Source organism: Streptosporangium longisporum, from assembly GCF_039534895.1.
GTDB classification, from domain to species: domain Bacteria; phylum Actinomycetota; class Actinomycetes; order Streptosporangiales; family Streptosporangiaceae; genus Streptosporangium; species Streptosporangium longisporum.
Genome location: NZ_BAAAWD010000029.1, coordinates 61,837 through 85,097, shown reverse-complemented (window position 1 = coordinate 85,097; position 23,261 = coordinate 61,837). Strand labels below are relative to the sequence as shown.

The following is a 23,261-nucleotide window of genomic DNA, read 5'->3' as shown; positions in this document are numbered from 1 at the left end:
GCCATGAGACTACGTCGAACGCTGGTCGCGGTCCTCGCCGCGATCGGCATGTCCGCAGGCCTGTCGGCGGTCGCCACCCCGGCCTTCGCCGCGTCCCCCACCGCCGCCTTCACCAAGGTCTCCAACTGGGGCAGCGGCTTCGAGGGCAAGTACACGATCACCAACGGCGGCACCACCACCATCAACGGCTGGTCGGTCGCCTTCGACCTGCCCGCGGGCGCCACCATCGGCTCCTCCTGGGACGCGACCCTCAGCCGCAACGGCCAGCGCTTCACCTTCACCAACGTCGGCTGGAACGGCACCCTCGCCCCCGGCGCCACCGCCAGCTTCGGATTCAACGGCACCCCCGGCAGTGCCACCCCGTCCAACTGCACGCTCAACGGCGCGTCCTGCGGCGGCGGCAGCGGCCCCGGCACCCCGGGCACCCCCGGCGCCCCGTCGGTGACCGGCACCACCAACTCCTCGATCTCCCTGTCCTGGGGCGCCTCCAGCGGCACCGTCACCGGCTACCGCGTCTACGAGGGCGGCACCCAGCGCGCACAGGTCAGCGGGACGAGCGCCACCATCGGCTCGCTGGGCACCTGCACCGCGCACACCTACACCGTCAAGGCGTACAACGCCCAGGGCGAGTCGTCCGCCAGCGGCCCGGTGAGCGCCACCACCACCGGCTGCACCAATCCCGACCCGGTCGGGAAGATGCCCGGGGCGCCGTACCTGTACATGGGCTGGGGCAGCCCGCCCAGTCCTGCCGCGGTGATGAGTGCGACCGGGGTGAAGTCGTTCACGATGGCGTTCATCCTGTCCAGCGGGGGCTGCACCCCGGCGTGGGACGGTAACCGGCCGCTGACCGGCGGCGCCGACGCGCAGGCGATCAGCCAGATCAAGGCCGCGGGTGGCAGTGTGCAGATCTCCTTCGGTGGCTGGTCGGGCAACAAGCTCGGCCCCAACTGCGCCACCCCGGCCGCGTTCGCCGGTGCGGTGCAGCAGGTCATCAACGCCGTCGGCCCCGCGGTGGTGGACTTCGACATCGAAAACAGCGACGAGTTCGAGAACTACACCGTCCAGGACCGCATCCTCAACGGCCTGAAGATCGTCAAGCAGAACAACCCCGGCGTCAAGATCGCCGTCACCTTCGGCACCACCACCACCGGCCCGAACGCCCACGGCCTGCGCCTGATCAACCAGGCCAGGGCGCTGGCGGTGCCGATCGACAACTACACGATCATGCCGTTCGACTTCGGCAGCTCCAACATCTACACCGACACCGTCAACGCCTCCGAGGGGCTGAAGAACGCGCTCAAGGCCGCCCACGGATGGAGCGACGCGCAGGCGTATGCCCGGATGGGCATCTCCGGCATGAACGGCCTGTCCGACCAGCAGGAGCTGACCACGGTGGCGGCCTGGACCCAGATCCGCGACTGGGCCCGCTCCAAGGGCCTGACCCGGTTCGCCTACTGGTCGGTCAACCGCGACCGTCCCTGCCCGGGCGGCGGGGTGACCTCCAACTGCAGCGGCATCGCCCAGGCCGAGTGGGACTTCACCCGCGTCACCGCAGGCTTCTGACCCGCCCGGCGACCGGCCCCGGCCGGTCGCCGAGCGGTCCCCACCGGATCGTCACCCGTCCTCAGCGACCCCCACCGGCCCTCCACCGGCCCTCACCGGCCCCGAACGGCTCACGGCCCGCGTCCCGGTGACGCGGGCCGTCTCCCCCCACCCTCCAAAGATCTCAGCGGGGTACATCCGATGAACCTCAGGAAACTCGCGGCGGCCGTCGTGCTGGCGCTCGGCGGCGCCATGCTCGCCGCGACGCCCGCCCACGCCGCCAACATCGCGGTCAACCCCGGATTCGAGAACGGGCTGACCGGCTGGACCTGCACGCAGTCCTCGGGAGCCGAGGCGATCACCTCCCCGGTGCACGCCGGCACCCGGGCACTGCAGGCCACGCCCGCCGGAAGCGACACCGCCCGCTGCGGCCAGACGGTCGCCGTCAAGCCGTCCTCGGCCTACACGCTGTCGGCCTGGGTCAGGGGAGGCTACGTCTTCCTCGGCGCGACCGGCACCGGAGGGACCGACCCCAGCACGTGGACGTCCTCCCCGTCCGCCTACACCCGGTTGTCCACCTCGTTCACCACCGGCCCCTCCACCACCTCGGTGACGATCCACGTCAACGGCTGGTACGGCCAGGGCGCCTACCAGGCGGACGACGTCGTCCTGGACGGCGCCCCGGGCCAGGGACAGCCCCCCGCCACGCCCACCGGGCTCACCGGCACCGGCAACGCCACCGCCGCCTCGCTGAGCTGGGCCGCCTCCCCGGGAGCGACCGGCTACACCGTCTACCGCAACGGCGCCAAGGCCGGCACCACGACCGGGACCACCTTCTCCGAGAGCCCCGGCACGGGCACCCACGCCTACCAGGTGAGCGCCGTCAACGCGGCGGGCGAGTCGGCCAGGTCCGCCACGGTCTCCGTGACGGTCGGCACCGACCAGCCGCAGCCGCCCCCCGTACCGTCGGGTCTCGCCGCCACGGTGAGCGGCGGCACGGTCTCGCTGCGCTGGAACGCCTCCACGGGGGCGACCGGCTACGCCGTCTACCGCGGCGGCACCAGGATCGGCACGCCCACCGCCACCTCCCACACCGACACCCCGGGCGCGGGCACCCACGTCTACCGGGTCGCCGCCGTCAACGCCGCCGGGGAGTCCGCCCGCTCCGGCGAGGTCTCCGCCACGGTCACCGGCACCCAGCCGGGCGGCCTGCCCAAGCGGGTGATGGTCGGCTACCTGCACGCCTCCTTCGCCAACGGCTCCGGCTACATCCGGATGGCCGACGTGCCAGGCGAATGGGACGTCATCAACCTGTCCTTCGGCGAGCCCACCTCGGTCACCTCCGGGGACATCCGCTTCACCCGGTGCCCGGTCGCCGAATGCCCCAACGTCGAGTCCGAGGCCGAGTTCATCGCCGGGATCCGCGCCAAGCAGGCCCTGGGCAAGAAGGTGCTGATCTCGATCGGCGGCCAGAACGGCCAGGTCCAGCTCGCCACCACGGCCGCGCGCGACGCGTTCGTCCGCTCGGTGAGCGCCATCATCGACACGTACGGCCTGGACGGGCTGGACATCGACTTCGAGGGCCACTCCCTCTACCTCGACGCCGGCGACACGAACCTGTCCGCCCCCACCACCCCGGTCATCGTCAACCTGATCTCCGCCCTGCGGACGCTCAAGGCCAGGTACGGCTCCCGCTTCGTGCTGACCATGGCCCCGGAGACGTTCTTCGTCCAGCTCGGCCACCAGTTCTACGGCCCCGGCCCGAACGGATCGGCCGACCGGCGGGCCGCCTCCTACCTCCCCGTCATCCACGCCCTGCGCGCGGACCTGACCCTGCTGCACGTGCAGGACTACAACTCCGGGCCGATCGTCGGGCTGGACGGCCAGTACCACACCATGGGCACGCACGACTTCCACGTGGCCATGACCGACATGCTGCTCGCGGGCTTCCCGATCGCGGGCAACCCGAACAACGTCTTCCCCGCGCTGCGCCAGGAGCAGGTCGCCATCGGCCTGCCCGCGGCCGCGTTCGCCGGGAACGGATTCACCACGGTGGCCGAGGTGCAGAAGGCCTTCGACTGCCTGGCGAAGGGGACGAACTGCGGGTCGTACCGGCCCAGAGGGGTCTATCCGAACCTCCGCGGCCTGATGTCCTGGTCGATCAACTGGGACAGGTACAACGCCTTCGAGTTCTCCCGCAGCCACCGGGCCTACCTCGACGCCCTGGGCTGACCGAACCCCTCGCCGCCGGAAGAGACGGACTTCCGGCGGCGAGGTCCCACATGAAAGCTGGCAGAGTGGTCTCGTTTCAGGGACCGGGTCGCTAGCAGGCTCCGGGATCCGGCAGGCTATAGGCCGTCATGGACTACGCAATTCTCACGGGGCTCGTCCTCGTCACAGGTGTCGTGCTCGCCCTGGTGGCACAGTGGAAGGGCTGGCGGCCCTCCCTTCTCGTCGTGCTGGCGGTCGGAATCGGCTTCAGGGTGCTCATCATGACCACCTCGGCGCTGGACAGCTGGCAGCCGGTCGACTTCATGGAGAGCTTCAAGCCGGCCGGCGAGGCGATCCTGAACCGGCAGGATCCCGTCCTCGGCAGCGAGGGCGGCTGGCACTTCCTGCCGACCATCCCCTACGTCTACGGCCTGCTGCTCTGGCTGGGCATCCCGTGGGAGGTGGGCGGGCGGCTGGTCACCGTGGTCGCCGACATCGTGCTGATCCCGCTGGTCGGCAGGCTCGCCGGCGGCCCCACCGCCTCGCTGCGCGCCTTCCAGTACGCCTGCAACCCACTGGCCATCCTCGTCGCCTCCGTCCACGGGCAGGTCGAGCCGGTCGCCCTGGTCTTCGGGGTCGCCGCCTTCGTGGTCGCCCGCGGCCCCGGCGACCCGAACCGGCCGGGCATGACGACGGACGTGGTCGGGCTGGTCCGCAGAAGCGTCGCGTTCCGCGGCCTCGGCGGGGCCGTACGGCACGCCACCGGCCCCGCGGGCGTGGTCAAACGGGCGCTCACCCCGCGTCCCGACGACCGTCAGGTACTGCGCCGCGCCCTGCTCGGCGGACTGCTGATGGGACTGGCGCTGTGTGCCAAGAGCTGGCCGATCTGGCTGATCCCCGGCATGCTCCTGCTGCTGCCCACCGTCCGGGCACGCGTGGTGGCGCTCGTGGCGACGGCCGCCGCGCCGATCTTCTTCCTGGTCACCCTGCCGATCTTCGCCGGCACCTCGCTGAACCAGATCCCCGAGGTCATCAGGGTGATCCAGGACATCCGCCCGATCGTGGGGGAGTGGGGCTACAGCGCCGTCCTGGTCGGCGGCGACTGGACCCTGTCCCCGGAGATCGCCACCTTCGGCACCCGGCTGATCTACGTCACCCTGCTGCTCACGGCCCTGCTGTGGCGCCGCGCCGACCCGGTCGACCTCACCACCGCGCTGCTGCTGGCCTTCATGGTCGTCACCCCCAGGCTCGGCGCGCAGTACCTGCTGTGGTTCATGCCGTTCCTGGTCGCCCGCCCCACCCGCTTCGCCTGGCCCGCCATCATCGGCGTCTCGCTGTGGGCCGGGTACGGCTACCTCTACATGACCCAGTTCGACACCACCACCTGGTGGAACCTGCACTCGATCTGGGCACAGTGCTCCGTGGTGCTCCTGCCGATCCTGGCGCTCGCCATGCCCTGGGAGCGCCTCGTCCCCAGGCCGGCCGGGACGCCCGGCGGCCCGCCGCCCCGCACGCCCGTCTCCACACCCGCCTGATCCGCCCCGGCCACGCGGCCCGCGTCCCCTTCCCGGACGACGGGCCGCCCGGGGCATCCGAGAACGGGCTGGTAGATTCCGATGTCCGTGAACGACACCGTGGAAATCCTGCGTTACACCGCTTTCACCCATGATCCCGAGGGGGGCAACCCGGCCGGGATCGTCCTGGAGGCCGCCGCGCTCTCCGACGCCGAGATGCTCGCCGTCGCGGCCGAGGTGGGCTACTCCGAGACCGCGTTCGTGACCGCCAGGGACGACGAGCGGCGCGCCTTCCAGGTCCGGTACTTCGCCCCCACGGCGGAGGTGGCGTTCTGCGGGCACGCCACCATCGCCACCGCGGTGGCCCTGGCCGAACGGCTGGGAACCGGCAGGCTGCTCTTCGACACCGGTGCCGGCGAGATCGCCGTGGACACCGAGATCGTCGACGACGCGCTGCGGGCCACGCTCACCAGCGTCCCCACGCGCTCGGCGCCCGTCGCGGAGGAGACGCTGGAGGAGACCCTCGCCGCCCTGGGCTGGTCCCGGGACGACCTCGACCCGGCCTTCCCGCCGCACGTCGCGTTCGGCGGCGTCCAGCACCTCATGCTCGCCGCGGCCTCGCGCGAACGCCTGGCCGGCCTCGACTACGACTACGAGCGGCTCAAGGCGGTGATGACCCGCGAGGACTGGACCACGGTCGACCTGTTCTGGAAGGAGAGCGACGAGCGCTTCCACGCCCGCAACCCCTTCCCGGTCGGCGGTGTCGTGGAGGACCCGGCCACCGGCGCGGCGGCCGCGGCCTTCGGCGGCTACCTGAGGGTCCTGGGCACGGGCTCCGCGGAGTTCACGATCGTGCAGGGCGTGGACATGGGACGGCCCAGCACGCTGAAGGTCTCGATCGCCGACCCCGACGGCCGGAGCCGGGTGAGCGGCGGAGCGGTGGTCCTGGAGACCTCCTGACGTAGGCCCCCGGTTCTCGGGTCCGGCCGCACCCGGCCGCCTCTCCGACCCGGGCCCGTCCCGCGCTCCCGGGTGCCGGGCGTCGCGTCAGGCGACCGGCTGGTCGCCCGAGGGGGCGACCAGCCGGCCCAGGGGCACCCCCGCCAGCCGCCGTACCTCGTTGGCCAGGTGCGACTGGTCGGCGTAACCGCTGGTGGCGGCGACCTCGGACGCGGGCATGCCGTTCCTGGCGAGCCCCAGCGCCCGCTGGAACCGCACCACCCGCTGCAGCACCTTGGGGCCGTACCCGAAGATCTGCGACGTCCGGCGCAGGAACTGCCGCTCGCCGAACCCCAGGTCCCGGGCCACCTCCGCGACGCTCCGCCCCGCCAGCAGCGCCCGGGCGATCACCGGCGCGGCCGGGTCGGGGTCCGGCACCGAACGCAGCCGCACCGCCAGGGCCCGCTGCATGGTCGCCGCGACCGCCCTCGGTGACCGGTCCCCGGTCCCGGCGATGAGCGCGTCCAGGGCGGACAGGCCGGTGAGCGGCCCCAGCTCCGACAGGGGCACCCGGAGGTCGCGCAGGTCGGTGAGCGGCACGCCGAAGACCTCGCCCGCCGAGCCGCACCGGAAGCGGACCCCGACGTAACGCTCGTCCGGCGCCATCGTGACGGGCTTGGGGCCGGTGTCGGGCCCCGCGACGTGCACTCCCCGCGCACCCCAGACGAGGTCCACGCAGCTGTCGGGCACGACCAGCTTCGTGGTGGCGGACCTCGTCTCGCTGGTCCACGCGCAGGTCACGCGCCCGGTGACCCGCTCGTCGGGCGCCCACTCGCGGTACATGCCCTCAGCGTACGGGCGCGGGCCTTGTCTCCCGGCCCGGCCCCTCGTCCCCGGCCGCCTTCTCGTCGGAGGCCGGCCGGTCCCGGCCGGGTACCTCCCCCGAGATCAGGGCGGCGGCCCAGTCACCGTCGGGATCGCTGTCGACCAGCAGCGCGCGGACCAGCAGGCTGAGCGGGATGGCCAGCAGCGCGCCCAGCGGGCCGAGCAGGAACGCCCACAGGATGAGGGACAGCAGGGTCACCGTGGTGGACAGGCCGACGGCGTCCCCGAGGAACTTGGGCTGGATCAGCGACTGCACCACGAAGTTGATCACCATGTAGGCCGCGATCACGAAGATCATGGTCTTGATCCCGCCCTCCAGGAGGGCGAGCAACGCGGGAGGGACCAGTCCCAGCACGAAACCGACGTTGGGGATGTAGTTCGTGATCAACGCCAGCACGCCCCAGAGGAGCGGGAGCGGCACACCGAGGAACCACAGGGCGCCCACGTCCAGTACCGCGCAGATCAGCCCGAACACCGTCGAGACCAGGAGGTAGCGGCGGGTCTTGCGGGCGAAGTTCCGGAGCGCCTCGATCAGCAGGGGCCTGCGCGCCGCTCCCGCCTTCAGCACCCCGGAGAAGGCCCGCGCGTCCAGGCACATGGCCAGGACCAGGACGACGATGAGGATCAGACCGGAGAACGCCCCCAGCAGGCCGCTGACGAACCCCTGGGCGAGCGCGAAGATCTTGCCGGGATCGAACGACTTGATCGCCTGGTTCATCTGATCGGTGCCGATCCCCAGCCCGGCCGCGAACTGCTGCGCCTGCACGACGAGCTCGCCGAACTGTTTCTGGTACGTGGGCGCGAGCCCCGCGAGCTGCGCGACCGCCAGGATGAGGATGGCCATCATGCCGAGCAGGATCAGCAGGACCAGCACCAGCGGGGCCGCGACCAGCGTCCATCCCGGGGCCCCGCGCCCGCGGAGCCAGGTTCTGACCGGGGAGACCGCCAGGACCAGGACGAGTGCGAGCAGCACCGGCCCGACGATCGATCCGACCTCCCGGATTCCCGCCAGGGTGACCACCGCGCCTGCGGTGCAGAGAAGCACGACGAGTGCCCTGGGCAACACTCTTTGGTCCGTCATGTTCGATCTCTACCCAGCAGGCGGAAAACACGTCCGCGCAGGGAGCGCACTTCGATTTGACGGACCCCGGCGTCGTACATAGAGTTCACAGGCCCGAGGGAGCCGGTGAAGATCACCAGCACTTCGGGACCATCCCTCTGATCATCTCCCTTCGTCGGGGCGTTCGCGTCACGACGGAGACCGGTTGGACATCGACCGGATGTTGGAGTAAGTTAGAGGGGTTGCCCTGGAAGCAGGGCGGTCGACATCCTAGCGGTTGCGACGGGTTCGGGTCGAGGGTCGGGAAAACCGACAGTTTGACACGAATCACGCGGATTCACTAGAATGGTAGTACGAAATGGAACGCCCCTGGTGGTCGGCCCGAACGGGTCCGGGTGGCCGGGTGTACGCGTCCGTTTCTTGAGAACTCAACAGTGTGTTAAAAGCCAGTGCATGAAGCACAACCCTGTCCTAACCACCCTTGCGGGTGGGGGACGGATTCCTTTGGTTGAACATCCATCGCGTTCCCGGGCCTTGTGTTTTGGGGATGGTGGTGGGCTTTCAGCCGGGTAAGGACTGTTCAGACATTGTTTGGAGAGTTTGATCCTGGCTCAGGACGAACGCTGGCGGCGTGCTTAACACATGCAAGTCGAGCGGAAAGGCCCTTCGGGGTACTCGAGCGGCGAACGGGTGAGTAACACGTGAGTAACCTGCCCCTGACTCTGGGATAAGCCCGGGAAACTGGGTCTAATACCGGATATGACACATGTCGGCATCGATGGTGTGTGGAAAGTTTTTTCGGTTGGGGATGGACTCGCGGCCTATCAGCTTGTTGGTGGGGTAATGGCCTACCAAGGCGACGACGGGTAGCCGGCCTGAGAGGGCGACCGGCCACACTGGGACTGAGACACGGCCCAGACTCCTACGGGAGGCAGCAGTGGGGAATATTGCGCAATGGGCGAAAGCCTGACGCAGCGACGCCGCGTGGGGGATGACGGCCTTCGGGTTGTAAACCTCTTTCAGCAGGGACGAAGTTGACGTGTACCTGCAGAAGAAGCGCCGGCTAACTACGTGCCAGCAGCCGCGGTAATACGTAGGGCGCAAGCGTTGTCCGGAATTATTGGGCGTAAAGAGCTCGTAGGTGGCTTGTCACGTCGGGTGTGAAAGCTTGGGGCTTAACTCCAGGTCTGCATTCGATACGGGCTGGCTAGAGGTAGGTAGGGGAGAACGGAATTCCTGGTGTAGCGGTGAAATGCGCAGATATCAGGAGGAACACCGGTGGCGAAGGCGGTTCTCTGGGCCTTACCTGACGCTGAGGAGCGAAAGCGTGGGGAGCGAACAGGATTAGATACCCTGGTAGTCCACGCTGTAAACGTTGGGCGCTAGGTGTGGGGACCTTCCACGGTTTCCGCGCCGTAGCTAACGCATTAAGCGCCCCGCCTGGGGAGTACGGCCGCAAGGCTAAAACTCAAAGGAATTGACGGGGGCCCGCACAAGCGGCGGAGCATGTTGCTTAATTCGACGCAACGCGAAGAACCTTACCAAGGCTTGACATCGCCCGGAAAGCTTCAGAGATGGAGCCCTCTTCGGACTGGGTGACAGGTGGTGCATGGCTGTCGTCAGCTCGTGTCGTGAGATGTTGGGTTAAGTCCCGCAACGAGCGCAACCCTTGTTCAATGTTGCCAGCAACATCCTTCGGGGTGGTTGGGGACTCATTGGAGACTGCCGGGGTCAACTCGGAGGAAGGTGGGGACGACGTCAAGTCATCATGCCCCTTATGTCTTGGGCTGCAAACATGCTACAATGGCCGGTACAGAGGGTTGCGATACCGCAAGGTGGAGCGAATCCCTAAAAGCCGGTCTCAGTTCGGATTGGGGTCTGCAACTCGACCCCATGAAGTCGGAGTCGCTAGTAATCGCAGATCAGCAACGCTGCGGTGAATACGTTCCCGGGCCTTGTACACACCGCCCGTCACGTCACGAAAGTCGGCAACACCCGAAGCCCGTGGCCCAACCAGCTTGTCTGGGGGGAGCGGTCGAAGGTGGGGCTGGCGATTGGGACGAAGTCGTAACAAGGTAGCCGTACCGGAAGGTGCGGCTGGATCACCTCCTTTCTAAGGAGCACCGGCCCTTCACCGATCCTCTGGGATCGTGGGGGTCCATGTCGTGTTCGTGAGCGAACGTCTCACGCTCGGCGCGCTCATTAGTGGAGCACTGGCTACTCGGTTCAGCGTGATCGCTGACCGATCAGTACCGCCCCCGGCTTCGGCCGTGGGGAGTGGGAACGTCGGGTCAGGGGTCGGGCTGGGGCGAACACACTGTTGGGTCCTGAGGAAACGGACACCAGGTGGGCCCGCTGAGGCGGGCTTGCTGTCTGTTTGACCCTCATGCAGGACCGATCATCTGCCAGACCAGCTCGTCACGCGTGTCGTGAGGGGTGTTGGTGGCAGGTTCGAGAGGTTGCTGTTTGTTGTTTGAGATTTGCATAGTGGACGCGAGCATCTTTGTGGCCAAGTTTTTTAGGGCACACGGTGGATGCCTTGGCATCAGGAGCCGATGAAGGACGTGGGAGGCTGCGTTAAGCCCCGGGGAGTCGCCAACCAGACTTTGATCCGGGGATGTCCGAATGGGGAAACCTAGCACCAGTCATGTGGTGTTGCCTCCGCCTGAATGTATAGGGCGGTTGGTGGTAACGCGGGGAAGTGAAACATCTCAGTACCCGTAGGAAGAGAAAACAAATAGTGATTCCGTGAGTAGTGGTGAGCGAAAGCGGATCAGGCTAAACCGTAGGCGTGTGATAGCCGGCAGGCGTTGCGTTTACGGGGTTGTGGGACCCTCTTACGGTTTCTGCCGAGACCGTGAACAGTAAGAAATCCAACTGATAGTCGAAGCTTCTGGGAAGTGGCGCCGTAGACCGTGAGAGTCGGGTAGGCGAAATTGGTTGGACTGTTGGAGGGGATCCCAAGTAGCACGGGGCCCGAGAAATCCTGTGTGAATCTGCCAGGACCACCTGGTAAGCCTAAATACTCCCTGATGACCGATAGTGAACAAGTACCGTGAGGGAAAGGTGAAAAGCGCCCCGGTGAGGGGTCGTGAAATAGTACCTGAAACCGTGTGCCTACAAGCCGTAGGAGCGTAAACACTTTTCGGAGTGTTTGTGATGTGACTGCGTGCCTTTTGAAGAATGAGCCTGCGAGTTATGGTGTGTGGCGAGGTTAACCCGTGTGGGGGAGCCGTAGCGAAAGCGAGTCTGAAGAGGGCGTTTGAGTCGCATGCTGTAGACCCGAAGCGGAGTGATCTAGGCATGGGCAGGTTGAAGCGCGGGTAAGACCGCGTGGAGGACCGAACCCACCAGGGTTGAAAACCTGGGGGATGACCTGTGTTTAGGGGTGAAAGGCCAATCAAACTCCGTGATAGCTGGTTCTCCCCGAAATGCATTTAGGTGCAGCGTCGCGTGTTTCTTGCCGGAGGTAGAGCACTGGATGGCTAATGGGCCCGACAAGGTTACTGACGTCAGCCAAACTCCGAATGCCGGTAAGTGAGAGCGTGGCAGTGAGACTGCGGGGGATAAGCTCCGTAGTCGAGAGGGAAACAGCCCAGACCACCGACTAAGGCCCCTAAGCGTGTGCTAAGTGGGAAAGGATGTGGAGTCGCAGTGACAACCAGGAGGTTGGCTTAGAAGCAGCCACCCTTGAAAGAGTGCGTAATAGCTCACTGGTCAAGTGATTCCGCGCCGACAATGTAGCGGGGCTCAAGTACACCGCCGAAGTCGTGGCATTCACACTTTTAGTCTGGCAGCTTGTCTGTCTAGGTGTGTGGATGGGTAGGGGAGCGTCGTGCGGCCGGGGAAGCAGCGGAGTGATCCAGCTGTGGAGGCCGTGCGAGTGAGAATGCAGGCATGAGTAGCGAATCAGAAGTGAGAAACTTCTGCGCCGGATGACCAAGGGTTCCTGGGGCAGGCTAATCCGCCCAGGGTAAGTCGGGACCTAAGGCGAGGCCGACAGGCGTAGTCGATGGACAACGGGTTGATATTCCCGTACCCGCTACGATGCGCCAATACTGAATCCAGTGATACTAAGGGTCCTTAAGTCCCCTGTTGGCCTTCGGGCTTGGGGTGAGGCTGAACGCCTGGCCTGAACTGGTAGTAGGTAAGCGATGGGGTGACGCAGGAAGGTAGCCCAGCCCAGGCGATGGTTGTCCTGGGGTAAGCATGTAGGACGTGTTGTAGGCAAATCCGCAACGCATTAAGTCTGAGATGTGATGCCGAGCCGATTGTGGCGAAGTGGGTGATCCTATGCTGCCGAGAAAAGCCTCTAGTGAGTGTCGTGGCGGCCCGTACCCTAAACCGACTCAGGTGGTCAGGTAGAGAATACTAAGGCGATCGGGTGAACTGTGGTTAAGGAACTCGGCAAATTGCCCCCGTAACTTCGGGAGAAGGGGGGCCTTCGCTGGTGATCACACTTGCTGTGTGAGCTGGTGGGGGTCGCAGAGGCCAGGGGGAAGCGACTGTTTACTAAAAACACAGGTCCGTGCGAAGTCGTAAGACGATGTATACGGACTGACGCCTGCCCGGTGCTGGAACGTTAAGGGGACCGGTTAGTTGTTCTTCGGAGCAGCGAAGCTGAGAACTTAAGCGCCAGTAAACGGCGGTGGTAACTATAACCATCCTAAGGTAGCGAAATTCCTTGTCGGGTAAGTTCCGACCTGCACGAATGGCGTAACGACTTCCCCGCTGTCTCAACCGCAGACCCGGCGAAATTGCACTACGAGTAAAGATGCTCGTTACGCGCAGCAGGACGGAAAGACCCCGGGACCTTCACTATAGCTTGACATTGGCGTTTGGAACGTCTTGTGTAGGATAGGTGGGAGACTGTGAAGCTGTCACGCTAGTGGTGGTGGAGTCATTGGTGAAATACCACTCTGGTCGTTTTGAACGTCTAACTTCGGTCCGTGATCCGGATCAGGGACAGTGTCTGGTGGGTAGTTTAACTGGGGCGGTTGCCTCCTAAAGAGTAACGGAGGCGCCCAAAGGTTCCCTCAGCCTGGTTGGCAATCAGGTGTCGAGTGTAAGTGCACAAGGGAGCTTGACTGTGAGACCGACGGGTCGAGCAGGAGCGAAAGCTGGGACTAGTGATCCGGCGGTGGCATGTGGAAGCGCCGTCGCTCAACGGCTAAAAGGTACCCCGGGGATAACAGGCTGATCTTCCCCAAGAGTCCATATCGACGGGATGGTTTGGCACCTCGATGTCGGCTCGTCGCATCCTGGGGCTGGAGTAGGTCCCAAGGGTTGGGCTGTTCGCCCATTAAAGCGGTACGCGAGCTGGGTTTAGAACGTCGCGAGACAGTTCGGTCCCTATCCGCTGCGCGCGCAGGAGACTTGAAAGGAGCTGTCCCTAGTACGAGAGGACCGGGACGGACGAACCTCTGGTGTGCCAGTTGTTCCGCCAGGAGCACGGCTGGTTGGCTACGTTCGGAAGGGATAACCGCTGAAAGCATCTAAGCGGGAAGCTCGCCTTGAGATGAGGTCTCCCACCACGAGAGTGGGTAAGGCTCCCGGGAGACGACCGGGTTGATAGGCTGGAAGTGGAAGCGCAGTAATGTGTGGAGCTGACCAGTACTAATAGGCCGAGGACTTGACCACAAAGCAACATGGCTTGGTCTGTGCAGCGCTCTGTCCCTTCGCCGGGTCCGGAGCAGCGCCAGACCAAGGTATTGCTCGCGTCCACTATGCAATTCTGAGACAGCAAACAGTGTTTGTGTGTTTCATAGGGTTACGGCGGTTATGGCGAAGGGGAAACACCCGGTTACATTCCGAACCCGGAAGTTAAGCTCTTCAGCGCCGATGGTACTGCACCGGGGACGGTGTGGGAGAGTAGGTCACCGCCGGACAATCTTTCGAAGGCCCCCACCATTGGTGGGGGCCTTCGTGTTTTCATGGGCCGGTTCGTCCGGGAACGCCCCTTCCCTCTCGAACGAGCCGGAAGGCCTATCCGCAGCGCGGGCCCCCATGACCTCTCAGGAACGCCACGGGGCACGTGGACAGGGTGCCGGCCCTGTCCACGCGCCCCGGAATCGCATTGAAGCCCTTCAACAGGACCCCAGAACCTCAGGATGTCGCGTAAGCGTCACGGCGTGATGAAGAGGCCGTCGCCCACGGTGCGCTCCGCGCCGTCCGAGGGGCGGTTGACGGCCTTGTGGCCGACCACCATCACGCTGGACCCGCCGCCGTCGAGGTTGATGGCCTGCTTGGCGCCCAGCCAGCGCATCAGGTGGGCTTCCTCCACCATGGAGGCGCCCACCGAGACGCCGGGGTTGCGTCCGTCGACCGTGGCCAGGATCAGCCCTCCGGATTTGCTGACGCCCACCATCGTGCGTGGGTGGCGCCGGAGCATCATGTTGACCGAGGCGTGCCCGTCGGCCGCGGCGGTGATGCGCACCCGGCCGTTCCTGACCAGTCCCACCCCGCCACCCATGGCGTAGGTCGTGGGGGTGAGGGGGACGGCCCGGCGCGTCCGCATGTCGATGACCTTGGTGTCCACCTTCATGCCGGTGCCCACGGCGTGTTCCTGAAGCCAGACGGCCATGAGACCGGTGCCGTGCAGGACGGACGTGCCCCGCGCGACGATGCCACCGGCCTGCCGGAGCTTGACGACCATGCCCTGGGAGTCGATGACGGCCTCGATGCCGCCGTCGGCCGCGGTCTTGCCGCCGAACTCCTCGGTGTAGAGGACGAGCTCCTCGGGGCCTGCGGCCCTGTTGATGCCCTTGACCTGTGTCTTGGTGCCGTCCGAGGAGACCGCGGTGACGACGGTCTCCAGCTCGGTGATCCGTGCCCTGCGGCCCTCGGTGATGACCAGTGCGCTCCGTCCGGGGACGGCCTCGCTGAGCAGCCGGCCGCCCACCACGGAGACGCCGACCGGGTCGCCCTGGAGCGCCTTGGCCGTGTGGATGTTGAAGAAGCCGCCGTTGACCCCGGCGATGGCACCGTTCAGCTTCGACATCGAGCTGGTGGTCTCGCGCTTGGCCACGCTCTTGCCGACGCTGGTCCTGTACGACCCCCGGAACCTCCTGGGGTCGACCATCAGCACGCGCATGTCCCAGGGACCGGTGGTCTCGGCACCGTCGTCCCCGAGATAGTCGGTCTTGGCCCGGATGCCCTGCTCCTTGAGCTCCTTCACCGTCTTGTCGGCCTTGGCACGCTGACCGAACGACCACAGGCCGATCCGCACCATGTATCGCTCCACGGCGGGAGCGTCCGCGGCGGCGGGCTGCACGATCTTCAGAATGCTGGGGGTGAACCCGGCGGCCTCCACCGCCTCGGCCACCGTCTGGGCTGTCTCAAGACGACCACTATCGTGCCCATTGGGCATAAGTGCGGAGACTGTCCATCCTTGAGTGGATTTGCCGTGTTTCACACTAAAAAGGGTAATTCCCGGCGCCACGCTCTGTTCCTTCTTTGCCGTGGCCGTGCTCACGCCCAGGGGAAAAGCCGAGGAGGGAAACCCCGAACTCACCTGCTCGGCCGCGGCGGGAATCGCCGTGGCCGTGAGCGCCAGCACCGTGAATCCGGCGACAAGACGTCGCGACATGTATATCTCTCCCCATTGGTCTCCGACTTCGTGCACCATCGTGCCGAGATTTACGGGTTAAGGGGAGCGAAACACGCTAAACATCACAAGAAAGTGTGCCGGATCACCCTGGTCATGGACGCGCCGAACGGGCGGGTCCTCCCGGAACGGGCCGGACGGATCCCCTGGTCAATAAGGATTAGCCCCCGGGCGTTTCGCCGCAGGTGTGAGAATGCGGCGCTACGGTGCGGTAGGCCGCATTTCCACAGGGCGAGCGGCACATCTTCCGAGAGGCAGCCGTCATGGGGCTGAGCGTTCTCATCGTGATCATCGCGAGCCTGGTCCTCGGGCTCATCCTCGGCGCGGTCCTGACGCGCCCGCGCCGCTGGGATCTCCACGTCTGCGTGGACGACCCCGCGCGGGAAGTGGACGACCCCGCGCGGGAACCGGCGGACGGCACGGCGGGCACCCCCGGGACCGGGGGTGCGAAGGCGCCGAGGGCGCCCGCGTGAACACGCCGCCGGACGCCGCGTCCGGTGCCATGCCGAACGCGGTTGTCCAGCGCCGTTCCGGACACGGTGTCCAGTGCCGTGCCGGACGCGGTTGTTCAGTGCCGTGCCGGACGCCGTGTCCGGTGCCGTACCGGACGCGGCGTCCGGCAGGCCCTCCGTACCCGCGTCAGTTCACGCGGTGGTACACCACGCGCAGGGTCTCGTGGACGATCCAGACGGTCTTGGCCCCCTCGGCGAGCAGGCAGACCGACCCCGGGACGAGCTCCAGCACGGCACCGCCGTCGACCTCCAGGGTGGCGCGTCCGGCGAGGACCACCACGAGATTGTCACGTTCCACGTCGATCACGGTGCCCGCGGTGAGCTCGCGGATGCCCCGGCTCTGCCTCCCGTCGGGTGAGGACCACAGCTCGATCGAGGAGAGCCGCGGGGAGCCCGCCAGGACCTGACCGGGCTCCAGCTCGTCGGGGGAGAGCCGTACGTCGCCGGCGGGTACGGAGAAGGCTCCGGCGGCGGTGAGCATCCGGGCCAGATCGGCGGCCTCGGGAACGAAGATCTCGGGCATGGGGACCTTTCAGGGGCGGGGATCGTCTCTCCGGATGGACTCCAGCGCCAGCAGGGCGACGTGGAGGGAGAGACAGGACTCGACATCGTCCAGATCGGTGTCGAGGACGCGCTCCAACCTGCGGAGGCGGTCGTAGAAGGCGGGCCGTGACAGGTGGGCCCGCTGCGCCGCGACGGCCTTGTTGCGGCCCGCGTCGAGGTACACGCGGAGGATCCCGGCGAGGTCGCCGCCGCGCTGGGCGTCGTGGGCAAGCAGGGGGCCGAGCTCGCGCTCGGCGAAGGTCTGCAACCGGGCGTCGTCGCGGAGCAGGTGGAGCAGCCCTCTGAGCCGGAGGTCGGGCAGCCGGTAGAAGGCGCGTCCGTCGGGCTGCCCGACGGCCACATCGGCGACCTGTTCGGCCTCCAGGAAACTGCGCCGCACGTCGCGTACCGACTCGACCACGGAGCCCGCGGCGAGCACGAAGGGGGTCGTGAAGGCCGCGCTCAGCTTCTCGGACAGCGACGTCAGCGCGGACTCGGCGGGGACGCGCGGCGGCAGCGGGAGCAGCAGGCCGACCCGGTTCTGGTCCAGGGCGCCGATCAGCGCGGGCAGGCGGGCCTCGCGGCAGGCGGCCGCGGCCGCGTCGGCCAGCTCGCCGAGCCGGGCCAGCTGTTCCTGGCCGTTCAGCGGGCCGTCGGCCGGTTCGGTCAGGCGGAGCACCGCGCTGACGAGGTTGCGGCCGGTGAGCGGGACGCCGACCGCGCGGGCGCGGGCCGCGGCCTCCTCGGGGTCGGCGTACGCGTGGGTCAGGATGCCGGTGATGATCGTGCCGTGCGCGCGGCGTTCCAGGGACTCCTGGTGGCGCTCCAGCAGGCGGCTCAGGGCGAGGGTGGTCGCGGCGCGCTCGGCGAGCACGATGTCGCGCGGGCCGGGTTCGGCGTCGCACAGCAGGATCAGCCGTCCCCAGTCCTGGCCCCGGGCGCCCACCATCGTCACCAGCCAGCCGGAGGCGGCGTCGTAGGCGGTGCGCGCGCCGGGGGAGACGGTGCGGGAACGGCTCTCCCACCCGGCGAGCAGGGTCCCGGGGTCGCGTCCCGCGGTCTCGCACGCCAGGACCTGGTGGGTGAGGTTCTCCAGCAGGGCGGGGTGGCCGGACAGGCGGGCGACCTGGCCGAGCACCTTCGCCGGGGAGGCGCCCTCGACCGAGAGCTGGGTGAAGACCTCGTGCAGCTGCTCGGAGGCGCGCAGCTCCTCCAGCTGGACGTCGATGATCCGGGCGTGCACGGACTCGGTGATCTGCACGAACGGCGTCTCCCTGGCCAGGGTGATCAGGGGCAGGCCGCGTTCCTCGGCGGCGGCGACCACGGCGCGGGGCAGCTCCCCGATGAACTTGCGGCCCAGCTCCACGATCAGGCCCGAGGCGCCCACCGCGACCAGTTCGGCGATGTACTCGGTCAGCCTGACCGGGTCGTCGGGCAGGGCTATGCCGGTGGTGAGCACCAGCTCGCCGCCGCGCAGCAGGTGCGCGATGTCGGTCACCTCGCCCACGTGCACCCAGCGCACCCGGCTGTCCAGCCGGTCGGTCCCCGCCACCACCCGCGGGTCGCCCCGGCGGACGGTGTCCAGGGCGAGGACGTCGGCGACGGTAGGGAGCACTCGTCGAGCGTATCCGATCAACATGTAAGTACGAGCTGACCCCGCCTTACAGGATGTCCAGAAGCCCTCTCCCTCCCCCAAGACGGTCCGCGACCTCACGGGGACGGCTCCGGCCGGGGCCCCGAAGGCCCGCCGGGGTGGCGGGACGCGGCCGGGCCGCCCAGGGACGTTCCGGGCCCATGGTCATAGGATTACCTCACCTTTTTCTGGCCGAGAGGCGCGATGTGAACATGGTTGAGACGGCCGGCGCGGGACGGGGCAAGGCCGTCACGGGCGCGGCGGGGGTGGAAGAGCTCGATCTCCGCCAGCTCCTGGCCGGGCTGACGGCGGTGCGCGACGGTGACTTCGGCACCCACCTGCCCGAGGACGGCGACGGGCTGCTGCAGGAGATCGCCACCGTGTTCAACGGCATGGTGGACCAGCTCTCCCTCTTCACCTCCGAGGTGACCCGGGTGGCCCGCGAGGTGGGCACCGAGGGACAGCTGGGCGGCCAGGCCGAGGTGCCGGGCGTCTCGGGCACCTGGAAGGACCTCACCGACTCGGTGAACGCCATGGCGGGCAACCTCACCGACCAGGTGCGCGACATCGCGCAGGTCGCCACGGCGGTGGCCACCGGCGACCTGTCGCAGAAGATCACCGTGGACGTCCGGGGCGAGATCCTGGAGCTGAAGAACACGCTGAACACGATGGTGGACCAGCTGTCGTCGTTCGCCGACGAGGTGACCCGGGTGGCGCGCGAGGTGGGCACCGAGGGCAGGCTGGGCGGCCAGGCCGAGGTGACCGGGGTCGCCGGCACCTGGCGCGACCTCACCGACTCCGTCAACTTCATGGCGGGCAACCTCACCGACCAGGTGCGCAGCATCGCGCAGGTCACCACGGCCGTCGCCAAGGGCGACCTGTCGCAGAAGATCACCGTGGACGCCCGGGGCGAGATCCTGGAGCTGAAGAACACCATCAACACGATGGTGGACCAGCTGTCGTCGTTCGCCGACGAGGTCACCAGGGTGGCGCGCGAGGTGGGCACCGACGGACGGCTGGGCGGCCAGGCCGACGTCAAGGGCGTCTCGGGCACCTGGCGCGACCTCACCGACTCGGTCAACTACATGGCCGGCAACCTCACCGACCAGGTCCGCAACATCTCGCAGGTGGCCACCGCCGTCGCCCGCGGCGACCTGTCGCAGAAGATCACGGTCTCGGCGCGGGGCGAGATCCTGGAGCTGAAGAACACGCTGAACACGATGGTGGACCAGCTGTCGTCGTTCGCCGACGAGGTCACCAGGGTGGCGCGCGAGGTCGGCACCGACGGACGGCTGGGCGGCCAGGCCGACGTCAAGGGCGTCTCGGGCACCTGGAAGGCGCTGACCGAGTCGGTGAACGTCATGGCCGACAACCTCACCGCCCAGGTGCGCAGCATCGCGCAGGTCACCACGGCCGTGGCCAAGGGCGACCTGTCGCAGAAGATCCGGGTGGACGCCCGGGGCGAGATCATGGAGCTGAAGGAGACCATCAACACGATGGTGGACCAGCTCTCGGCGTTCGCCGACGAGGTGACCCGGGTGGCGCGCGAGGTGGGCACCGAGGGCAACCTCGGCGGCCAGGCCACCGTGCGGGGGGTCTCGGGCACCTGGAAGGACCTCACCGACAACGTCAACTCGATGGCCAACAACCTGACCAGCCAGGTGCGCAGCATCGCGCAGGTCACCACGGCCGTGGCCCGGGGCGACCTGTCGCAGAAGATCACCGTGGAGGCCAAGGGCGAGGTCGCCGCGCTCGCGCAGACCATCAACACCATGGTCGACACGCTGAGCGCGTTCGCCGACGAGGTGACCCGGGTGGCGCGCGAGGTCGGCACCGAGGGCGAGCTGGGCGGCCAGGCGCGCGTGCCCAACGTGGCGGGCACCTGGAAGGACCTCACCGACAACGTCAACTCGATGGCCAACAACCTGACCAACCAGGTGCGCAACATCGCGCAGGTCACCACGGCGGTCGCGCAGGGCGACCTGACCAAGAAGATCGACGTGGACGCCCGGGGCGAGATCCTGGAGCTCAAGACCACCATCAACACGATGGTGGACCAGCTGTCGTCGTTCGCCGCCGAGGTCACCCGGGTGGCGCGGGAGGTGGGCAGCGAGGGACGGCTGGGCGGTCAGGCCGAGGTCGAGGGCGTCTCGGGCACCTGGAAGCGGCTGACCGAGAACGTCAACGAGCTGGCCGGCAACCTGACCCGCCAGGTGCGGGCCATCGCCGAGGTGACCAGCGCGGTGACCTCGGGCGACCTGACCCGGTCGATCACCGTCGACGCCTCGGGCGAGGTGGCCGAGCTCAAGGACAACATCAACTCCATGGTGAAGTCGCTCCGCGAGACCACCCTGGCCAACCAGGAGCAGGACTGGCTCAAGTCGAACCTGGCCCGCATCTCCGGCCTGATGCAGGGACACCGCGACCTCGCGGTCGTGGCCGAGCTGGTGATGAACGAGCTGGCGCCGCTGGTCTACGCCCAGCACGGGACGTTCCTGCTGGCCGAGGAGAAGCCGGACGGCTCGCAGCTGCGGGTCGTCGGCTCCTACGGGCACCGGGACACCGCCCGCAGGCACTTCTTCGGCGACTCCCTGGTGGGACAGGCCGCGGTCGCCAAGCGGCCCATCCTGGTCGAGGACATCGCCCCCGGTTACCTCACCATCTCCTCCAGCCTGGGAGCGGCCGACCCGGTCAACCTGATCGTGCTGCCGATCATCGTCGAGGACCAGGTGCTCGGCGTGATCGAGCTGGCCAGCCTCAACCGCTTCACCCAGGTGCACCGGGCCTTCCTGGAGCAGCTGGTGGAGACCATCGGCGTCAACGTCAACACCATCGTCGCCAACGCCCGTACCGACGCGCTGCTCACCGAGTCGCAGCGGCTGGCGACCGAGCTGCAGGTCGGGCAGGAGGAGCTGCAGCGCTCCAACGCCGAGCTGGAGGAGAAGGCCGAGCTGCTGGCCCGGCAGAACCACGACATCGAGACCAAGAACAGCGAGATCGAGCAGGCCCGCCAGGAGCTGGAGGACCGTGCCAAGCAGCTCGCGCTGGCCTCCAAGTACAAGAGCGAGTTCCTGGCCAACATGAGCCACGAGCTGCGCACCCCGCTCAACTCGCTGCTCATCCTGGCCCAGCTGCTGGCGCAGAACCCGGCGCGCAACCTCACCGCCAAGCAGGTGGAGTACGCCAACGTCATCCACTCGGCCGGCACCGACCTGCTCCAGCTGATCAACGACATCCTCGACCTGTCGAAGATCGAGGCGGGCAAGATGAACGTCAGCCTCGAACCGCTGCCGCTGCGGCAGCTGCTGGACTACGTCGAGGCGACCTTCCGCCCGCTGACCACCGAGAAGGGGCTTCGGTTCGACGTCGTGGTCTCCCCCGACGTCCCCGAGGAGCTGCTGATGGACGAGCAGCGGCTCCGGCAGGTGCTGCGCAACCTGCTCTCCAACGCGGTGAAGTTCACAGAGAAGGGCTCGGTCGAGCTGCGCATCGAGCGGGTGGGGCCGATGGAGCTGGCCGGGGTGCCCGACCAGGAGGCGCTCGCCTTCCGGGTGGTGGACACCGGCATCGGCATCGCCGAGGAGAACCTCTCGCAGATCTTCGACGCCTTCCAGCAGGCCGACGGCACCACCAGCCGCAAGTACGGCGGCACCGGGCTGGGACTGTCCATCAGCCGGGAGATCGCCGCGCTCTTCAACGGCGAGATCCGCGCGGTCAGCACGCTGGGGGCCGGCAGCACCTTCAGCCTCTGCCTGCCGATCGCCGAGCTCACCCCCGGCGGCACCGGCCAGGCGGTCGGCCAGGGGGCCGGCCGGGGGACGGTCGTCGCGGCCGTCGCCGAGCCCGTGGCTTTACCGGCCCCGTCGGTGGAGCGGTTCCCCGGCACCGAGGGTCGGCGCCTGCTGGTCCTGGAGTCCCGGCCCAACGGGCTGCTGTCCCAGCTCGCCGAGAGCGTCGTGGCCGACCTGCCCGAGACGCACGGGCCGGTGCAGGTCTCCGCGGCCAACGACCCCGTCGCCGCGATGGAGATGCTGAACACCGACACCCACCACTGCATCGTGCTGGACCTGGGCATGCGCCAGGACGCGGCGGCCGACTTCCTGCGCATGCTGGACGACGATCCGGTCCTGCGCGAGCTGCCGGTGCTCGCCCACCACAGCCGCACGCTCACCCGGCCGCAGGAGAACCTGCTCAAGGGCCGGTCCAACACCCAGCCGCTGGAGCGCCTGCCCAGCCTGGACGAGCTGCGCGAGCGCATCACCCTGCACCTGTCGGCGCCCGAGCCGGGTGACGTGCTGCCGCTGGTGCAGCCCAGCCCCGACGAGCGGCCCCAGCCGGTGGAGCAGGTGGACACGGTGCTGGTGGACAGGAAGGTCCTGGTCATCGACGACGACGTCCGCAACGTCTTCGCGCTGACCAACATCCTGGAACTGCACGGCATGCAGGTCCTGTACGCGGAGAACGGCCGCAAGGGCATCGAGATCCTGTCGCGCAACGAGGACATCGACCTGGTCCTGATGGACATCATGATGCCGGAGATGGACGGTTACGCCGCGACCGCGGCCATCCGCAAGATGGCCGACTTCGCGGACCTGCCGATCATCGCGGTGACGGCCAAGGCGATGCAGGGCGACCGGGAGAAGACCCTGCAGGCGGGCGCCAGCGACTACGTCACCAAGCCCGTCGACGCCCAGGAACTGCTCCGCCGCATCCAGCGGTGGCTGGAGATCTGACCCGTCCCGGACGACCGGAGGAAGGAACGCCCCGTCGGCGCCGCCCGGGTCCCGGGACCCGGGCGGCGAGGCCGGAGGGAGCC

11 protein-coding genes and 3 rRNA genes are annotated in these 23,261 nt (G+C 67.6%); 9 read left to right on the top strand and 5 right to left on the bottom strand.

What is annotated here, in order from left to right; all coding sequences use genetic code 11:
• Positions 1-3: 3 nt before the first annotated feature.
• The 4 genes from ABD832_RS38885 to ABD832_RS38870 all read left to right on the top strand — a co-directional run bounded on the left by ABD832_RS38885 (position 4) and on the right by ABD832_RS38870 (position 6,227).
• The gene (locus tag ABD832_RS38885) at positions 4-1,563 is read left to right on the top strand and encodes a cellulose binding domain-containing protein (protein WP_344906772.1); all 1,560 of its coding nucleotides are present in this window, start codon (positions 4-6) and stop codon (positions 1,561-1,563) included.
• 180 nt (positions 1,564-1,743) lie between these two features.
• Positions 1,744-3,774: a carbohydrate binding domain-containing protein gene (locus ABD832_RS38880; RefSeq protein WP_344906769.1), complete on the top strand. Its 2,031-nt coding sequence runs from the start codon at positions 1,744-1,746 to the stop codon at positions 3,772-3,774.
• 128 nt (positions 3,775-3,902) lie between these two features.
• Positions 3,903-5,288, top strand: a complete 1,386-nt coding sequence (locus ABD832_RS38875) for a hypothetical protein (protein ID WP_344906766.1) — start codon at positions 3,903-3,905, stop codon at positions 5,286-5,288.
• Between the two features lie 81 nt (positions 5,289-5,369).
• Complete coding sequence (locus tag ABD832_RS38870; RefSeq protein WP_344906763.1) at positions 5,370-6,227, top strand: PhzF family phenazine biosynthesis protein; 858 nt, start codon at positions 5,370-5,372, stop codon at positions 6,225-6,227.
• Positions 6,228-6,314: 87 nt separating this feature from the next.
• Here the strand turns inward: ABD832_RS38870 and ABD832_RS38865 are convergent, their stop codons facing one another.
• The gene (locus tag ABD832_RS38865; protein WP_344906760.1) at positions 6,315-7,049 is read right to left on the bottom strand and encodes a helix-turn-helix domain-containing protein; all 735 of its coding nucleotides are present in this window, start codon (positions 7,047-7,049) and stop codon (positions 6,315-6,317) included.
• A 4-nt stretch (positions 7,050-7,053) separates the two neighbouring features.
• Positions 7,054-8,172, bottom strand: coding sequence for an AI-2E family transporter (locus ABD832_RS38860; RefSeq protein ID WP_344906757.1), 1,119 nt, complete (start codon positions 8,170-8,172; stop codon positions 7,054-7,056).
• 567 nt (positions 8,173-8,739) lie between these two features.
• On the opposite strand from ABD832_RS38860, the gene ABD832_RS38855 reads away from it, so the two are divergent.
• The 3 genes from ABD832_RS38855 (at position 8,740) to rrf (ending at position 14,039) form a co-directional block, all read left to right on the top strand.
• Positions 8,740-10,264: ribosomal RNA gene (locus tag ABD832_RS38855) — 16S ribosomal RNA — on the top strand.
• Positions 10,265-10,658: 394 nt separating this feature from the next.
• Positions 10,659-13,791: ribosomal RNA gene (locus ABD832_RS38850) — 23S ribosomal RNA — on the top strand.
• A 131-nt stretch (positions 13,792-13,922) separates the two neighbouring features.
• Positions 13,923-14,039 (top strand): 5S ribosomal RNA (gene rrf, locus ABD832_RS38845).
• Together the 16S, 23S and 5S rRNA genes form the textbook arrangement of a ribosomal RNA operon.
• A 236-nt stretch (positions 14,040-14,275) precedes the next feature.
• On the opposite strand, the gene ABD832_RS38840 is transcribed toward rrf, so the two are convergent.
• A complete protein-coding gene (locus tag ABD832_RS38840) occupies positions 14,276-15,475 on the bottom strand; it encodes a phosphodiester glycosidase family protein (protein ID WP_344906754.1) in 1,200 nt (399 codons plus the stop codon).
• A 545-nt stretch (positions 15,476-16,020) separates the two neighbouring features.
• On the opposite strand from ABD832_RS38840, the gene ABD832_RS38835 reads away from it, so the two are divergent.
• Positions 16,021-16,230, top strand: a complete 210-nt coding sequence (locus tag ABD832_RS38835; RefSeq protein ID WP_344906751.1) for a hypothetical protein — start codon at positions 16,021-16,023, stop codon at positions 16,228-16,230.
• A 166-nt stretch (positions 16,231-16,396) separates the two neighbouring features.
• Here ABD832_RS38835 and ABD832_RS38830 read toward each other — a convergent pair whose 3' ends face one another.
• Both ABD832_RS38830 and ABD832_RS38825 read right to left on the bottom strand, forming a co-directional pair.
• The gene (locus ABD832_RS38830; RefSeq protein ID WP_344906748.1) at positions 16,397-16,792 is read right to left on the bottom strand and encodes a cupin domain-containing protein; all 396 of its coding nucleotides are present in this window, start codon (positions 16,790-16,792) and stop codon (positions 16,397-16,399) included.
• Between the two features lie 9 nt (positions 16,793-16,801).
• Entirely contained in the window at positions 16,802-18,427 is a 1,626-nt protein-coding gene (locus ABD832_RS38825; RefSeq protein ID WP_344906745.1) for a PucR family transcriptional regulator, read from the bottom strand.
• 230 nt (positions 18,428-18,657) lie between these two features.
• Here ABD832_RS38825 and ABD832_RS38820 point away from each other — a divergent pair, with 230 nt between their 5' ends.
• A complete protein-coding gene (locus tag ABD832_RS38820) occupies positions 18,658-23,178 on the top strand; it encodes a hybrid sensor histidine kinase/response regulator (RefSeq protein WP_344906741.1) in 4,521 nt (1,506 codons plus the stop codon).
• The last annotated feature ends 83 nt before the right edge of the window (positions 23,179-23,261 follow it).

Bases quoted from the DNA above. Each gene is read 5' to 3' on its own strand.
- ABD832_RS38830 (WP_344906748.1), bottom strand. From the start codon at position 16,792: ATGCCCGAGATCTTCGTTCCCGAGGCCGCCGATCTGGCCCGGATGCTC.
- ABD832_RS38860 (WP_344906757.1), bottom strand. From the start codon at position 8,172: ATGACGGACCAAAGAGTGTTGCCCAGGGCACTCGTCGTGCTTCTCTGC.
- ABD832_RS38865 (WP_344906760.1), bottom strand. From the start codon at position 7,049: ATGTACCGCGAGTGGGCGCCCGACGAGCGGGTCACCGGGCGCGTGACC.
- ABD832_RS38870 (WP_344906763.1), top strand. From the start codon at position 5,370: ATGTCCGTGAACGACACCGTGGAAATCCTGCGTTACACCGCTTTCACC.
- ABD832_RS38885 (WP_344906772.1), top strand. From the start codon at position 4: ATGAGACTACGTCGAACGCTGGTCGCGGTCCTCGCCGCGATCGGCATG.
- ABD832_RS38835 (WP_344906751.1), top strand. From the start codon at position 16,021: ATGGGGCTGAGCGTTCTCATCGTGATCATCGCGAGCCTGGTCCTCGGG.
- ABD832_RS38820 (WP_344906741.1), top strand. From the start codon at position 18,658: ATGGTTGAGACGGCCGGCGCGGGACGGGGCAAGGCCGTCACGGGCGCG.
- ABD832_RS38880 (WP_344906769.1), top strand. From the start codon at position 1,744: ATGAACCTCAGGAAACTCGCGGCGGCCGTCGTGCTGGCGCTCGGCGGC.
- ABD832_RS38875 (WP_344906766.1), top strand. From the start codon at position 3,903: ATGGACTACGCAATTCTCACGGGGCTCGTCCTCGTCACAGGTGTCGTG.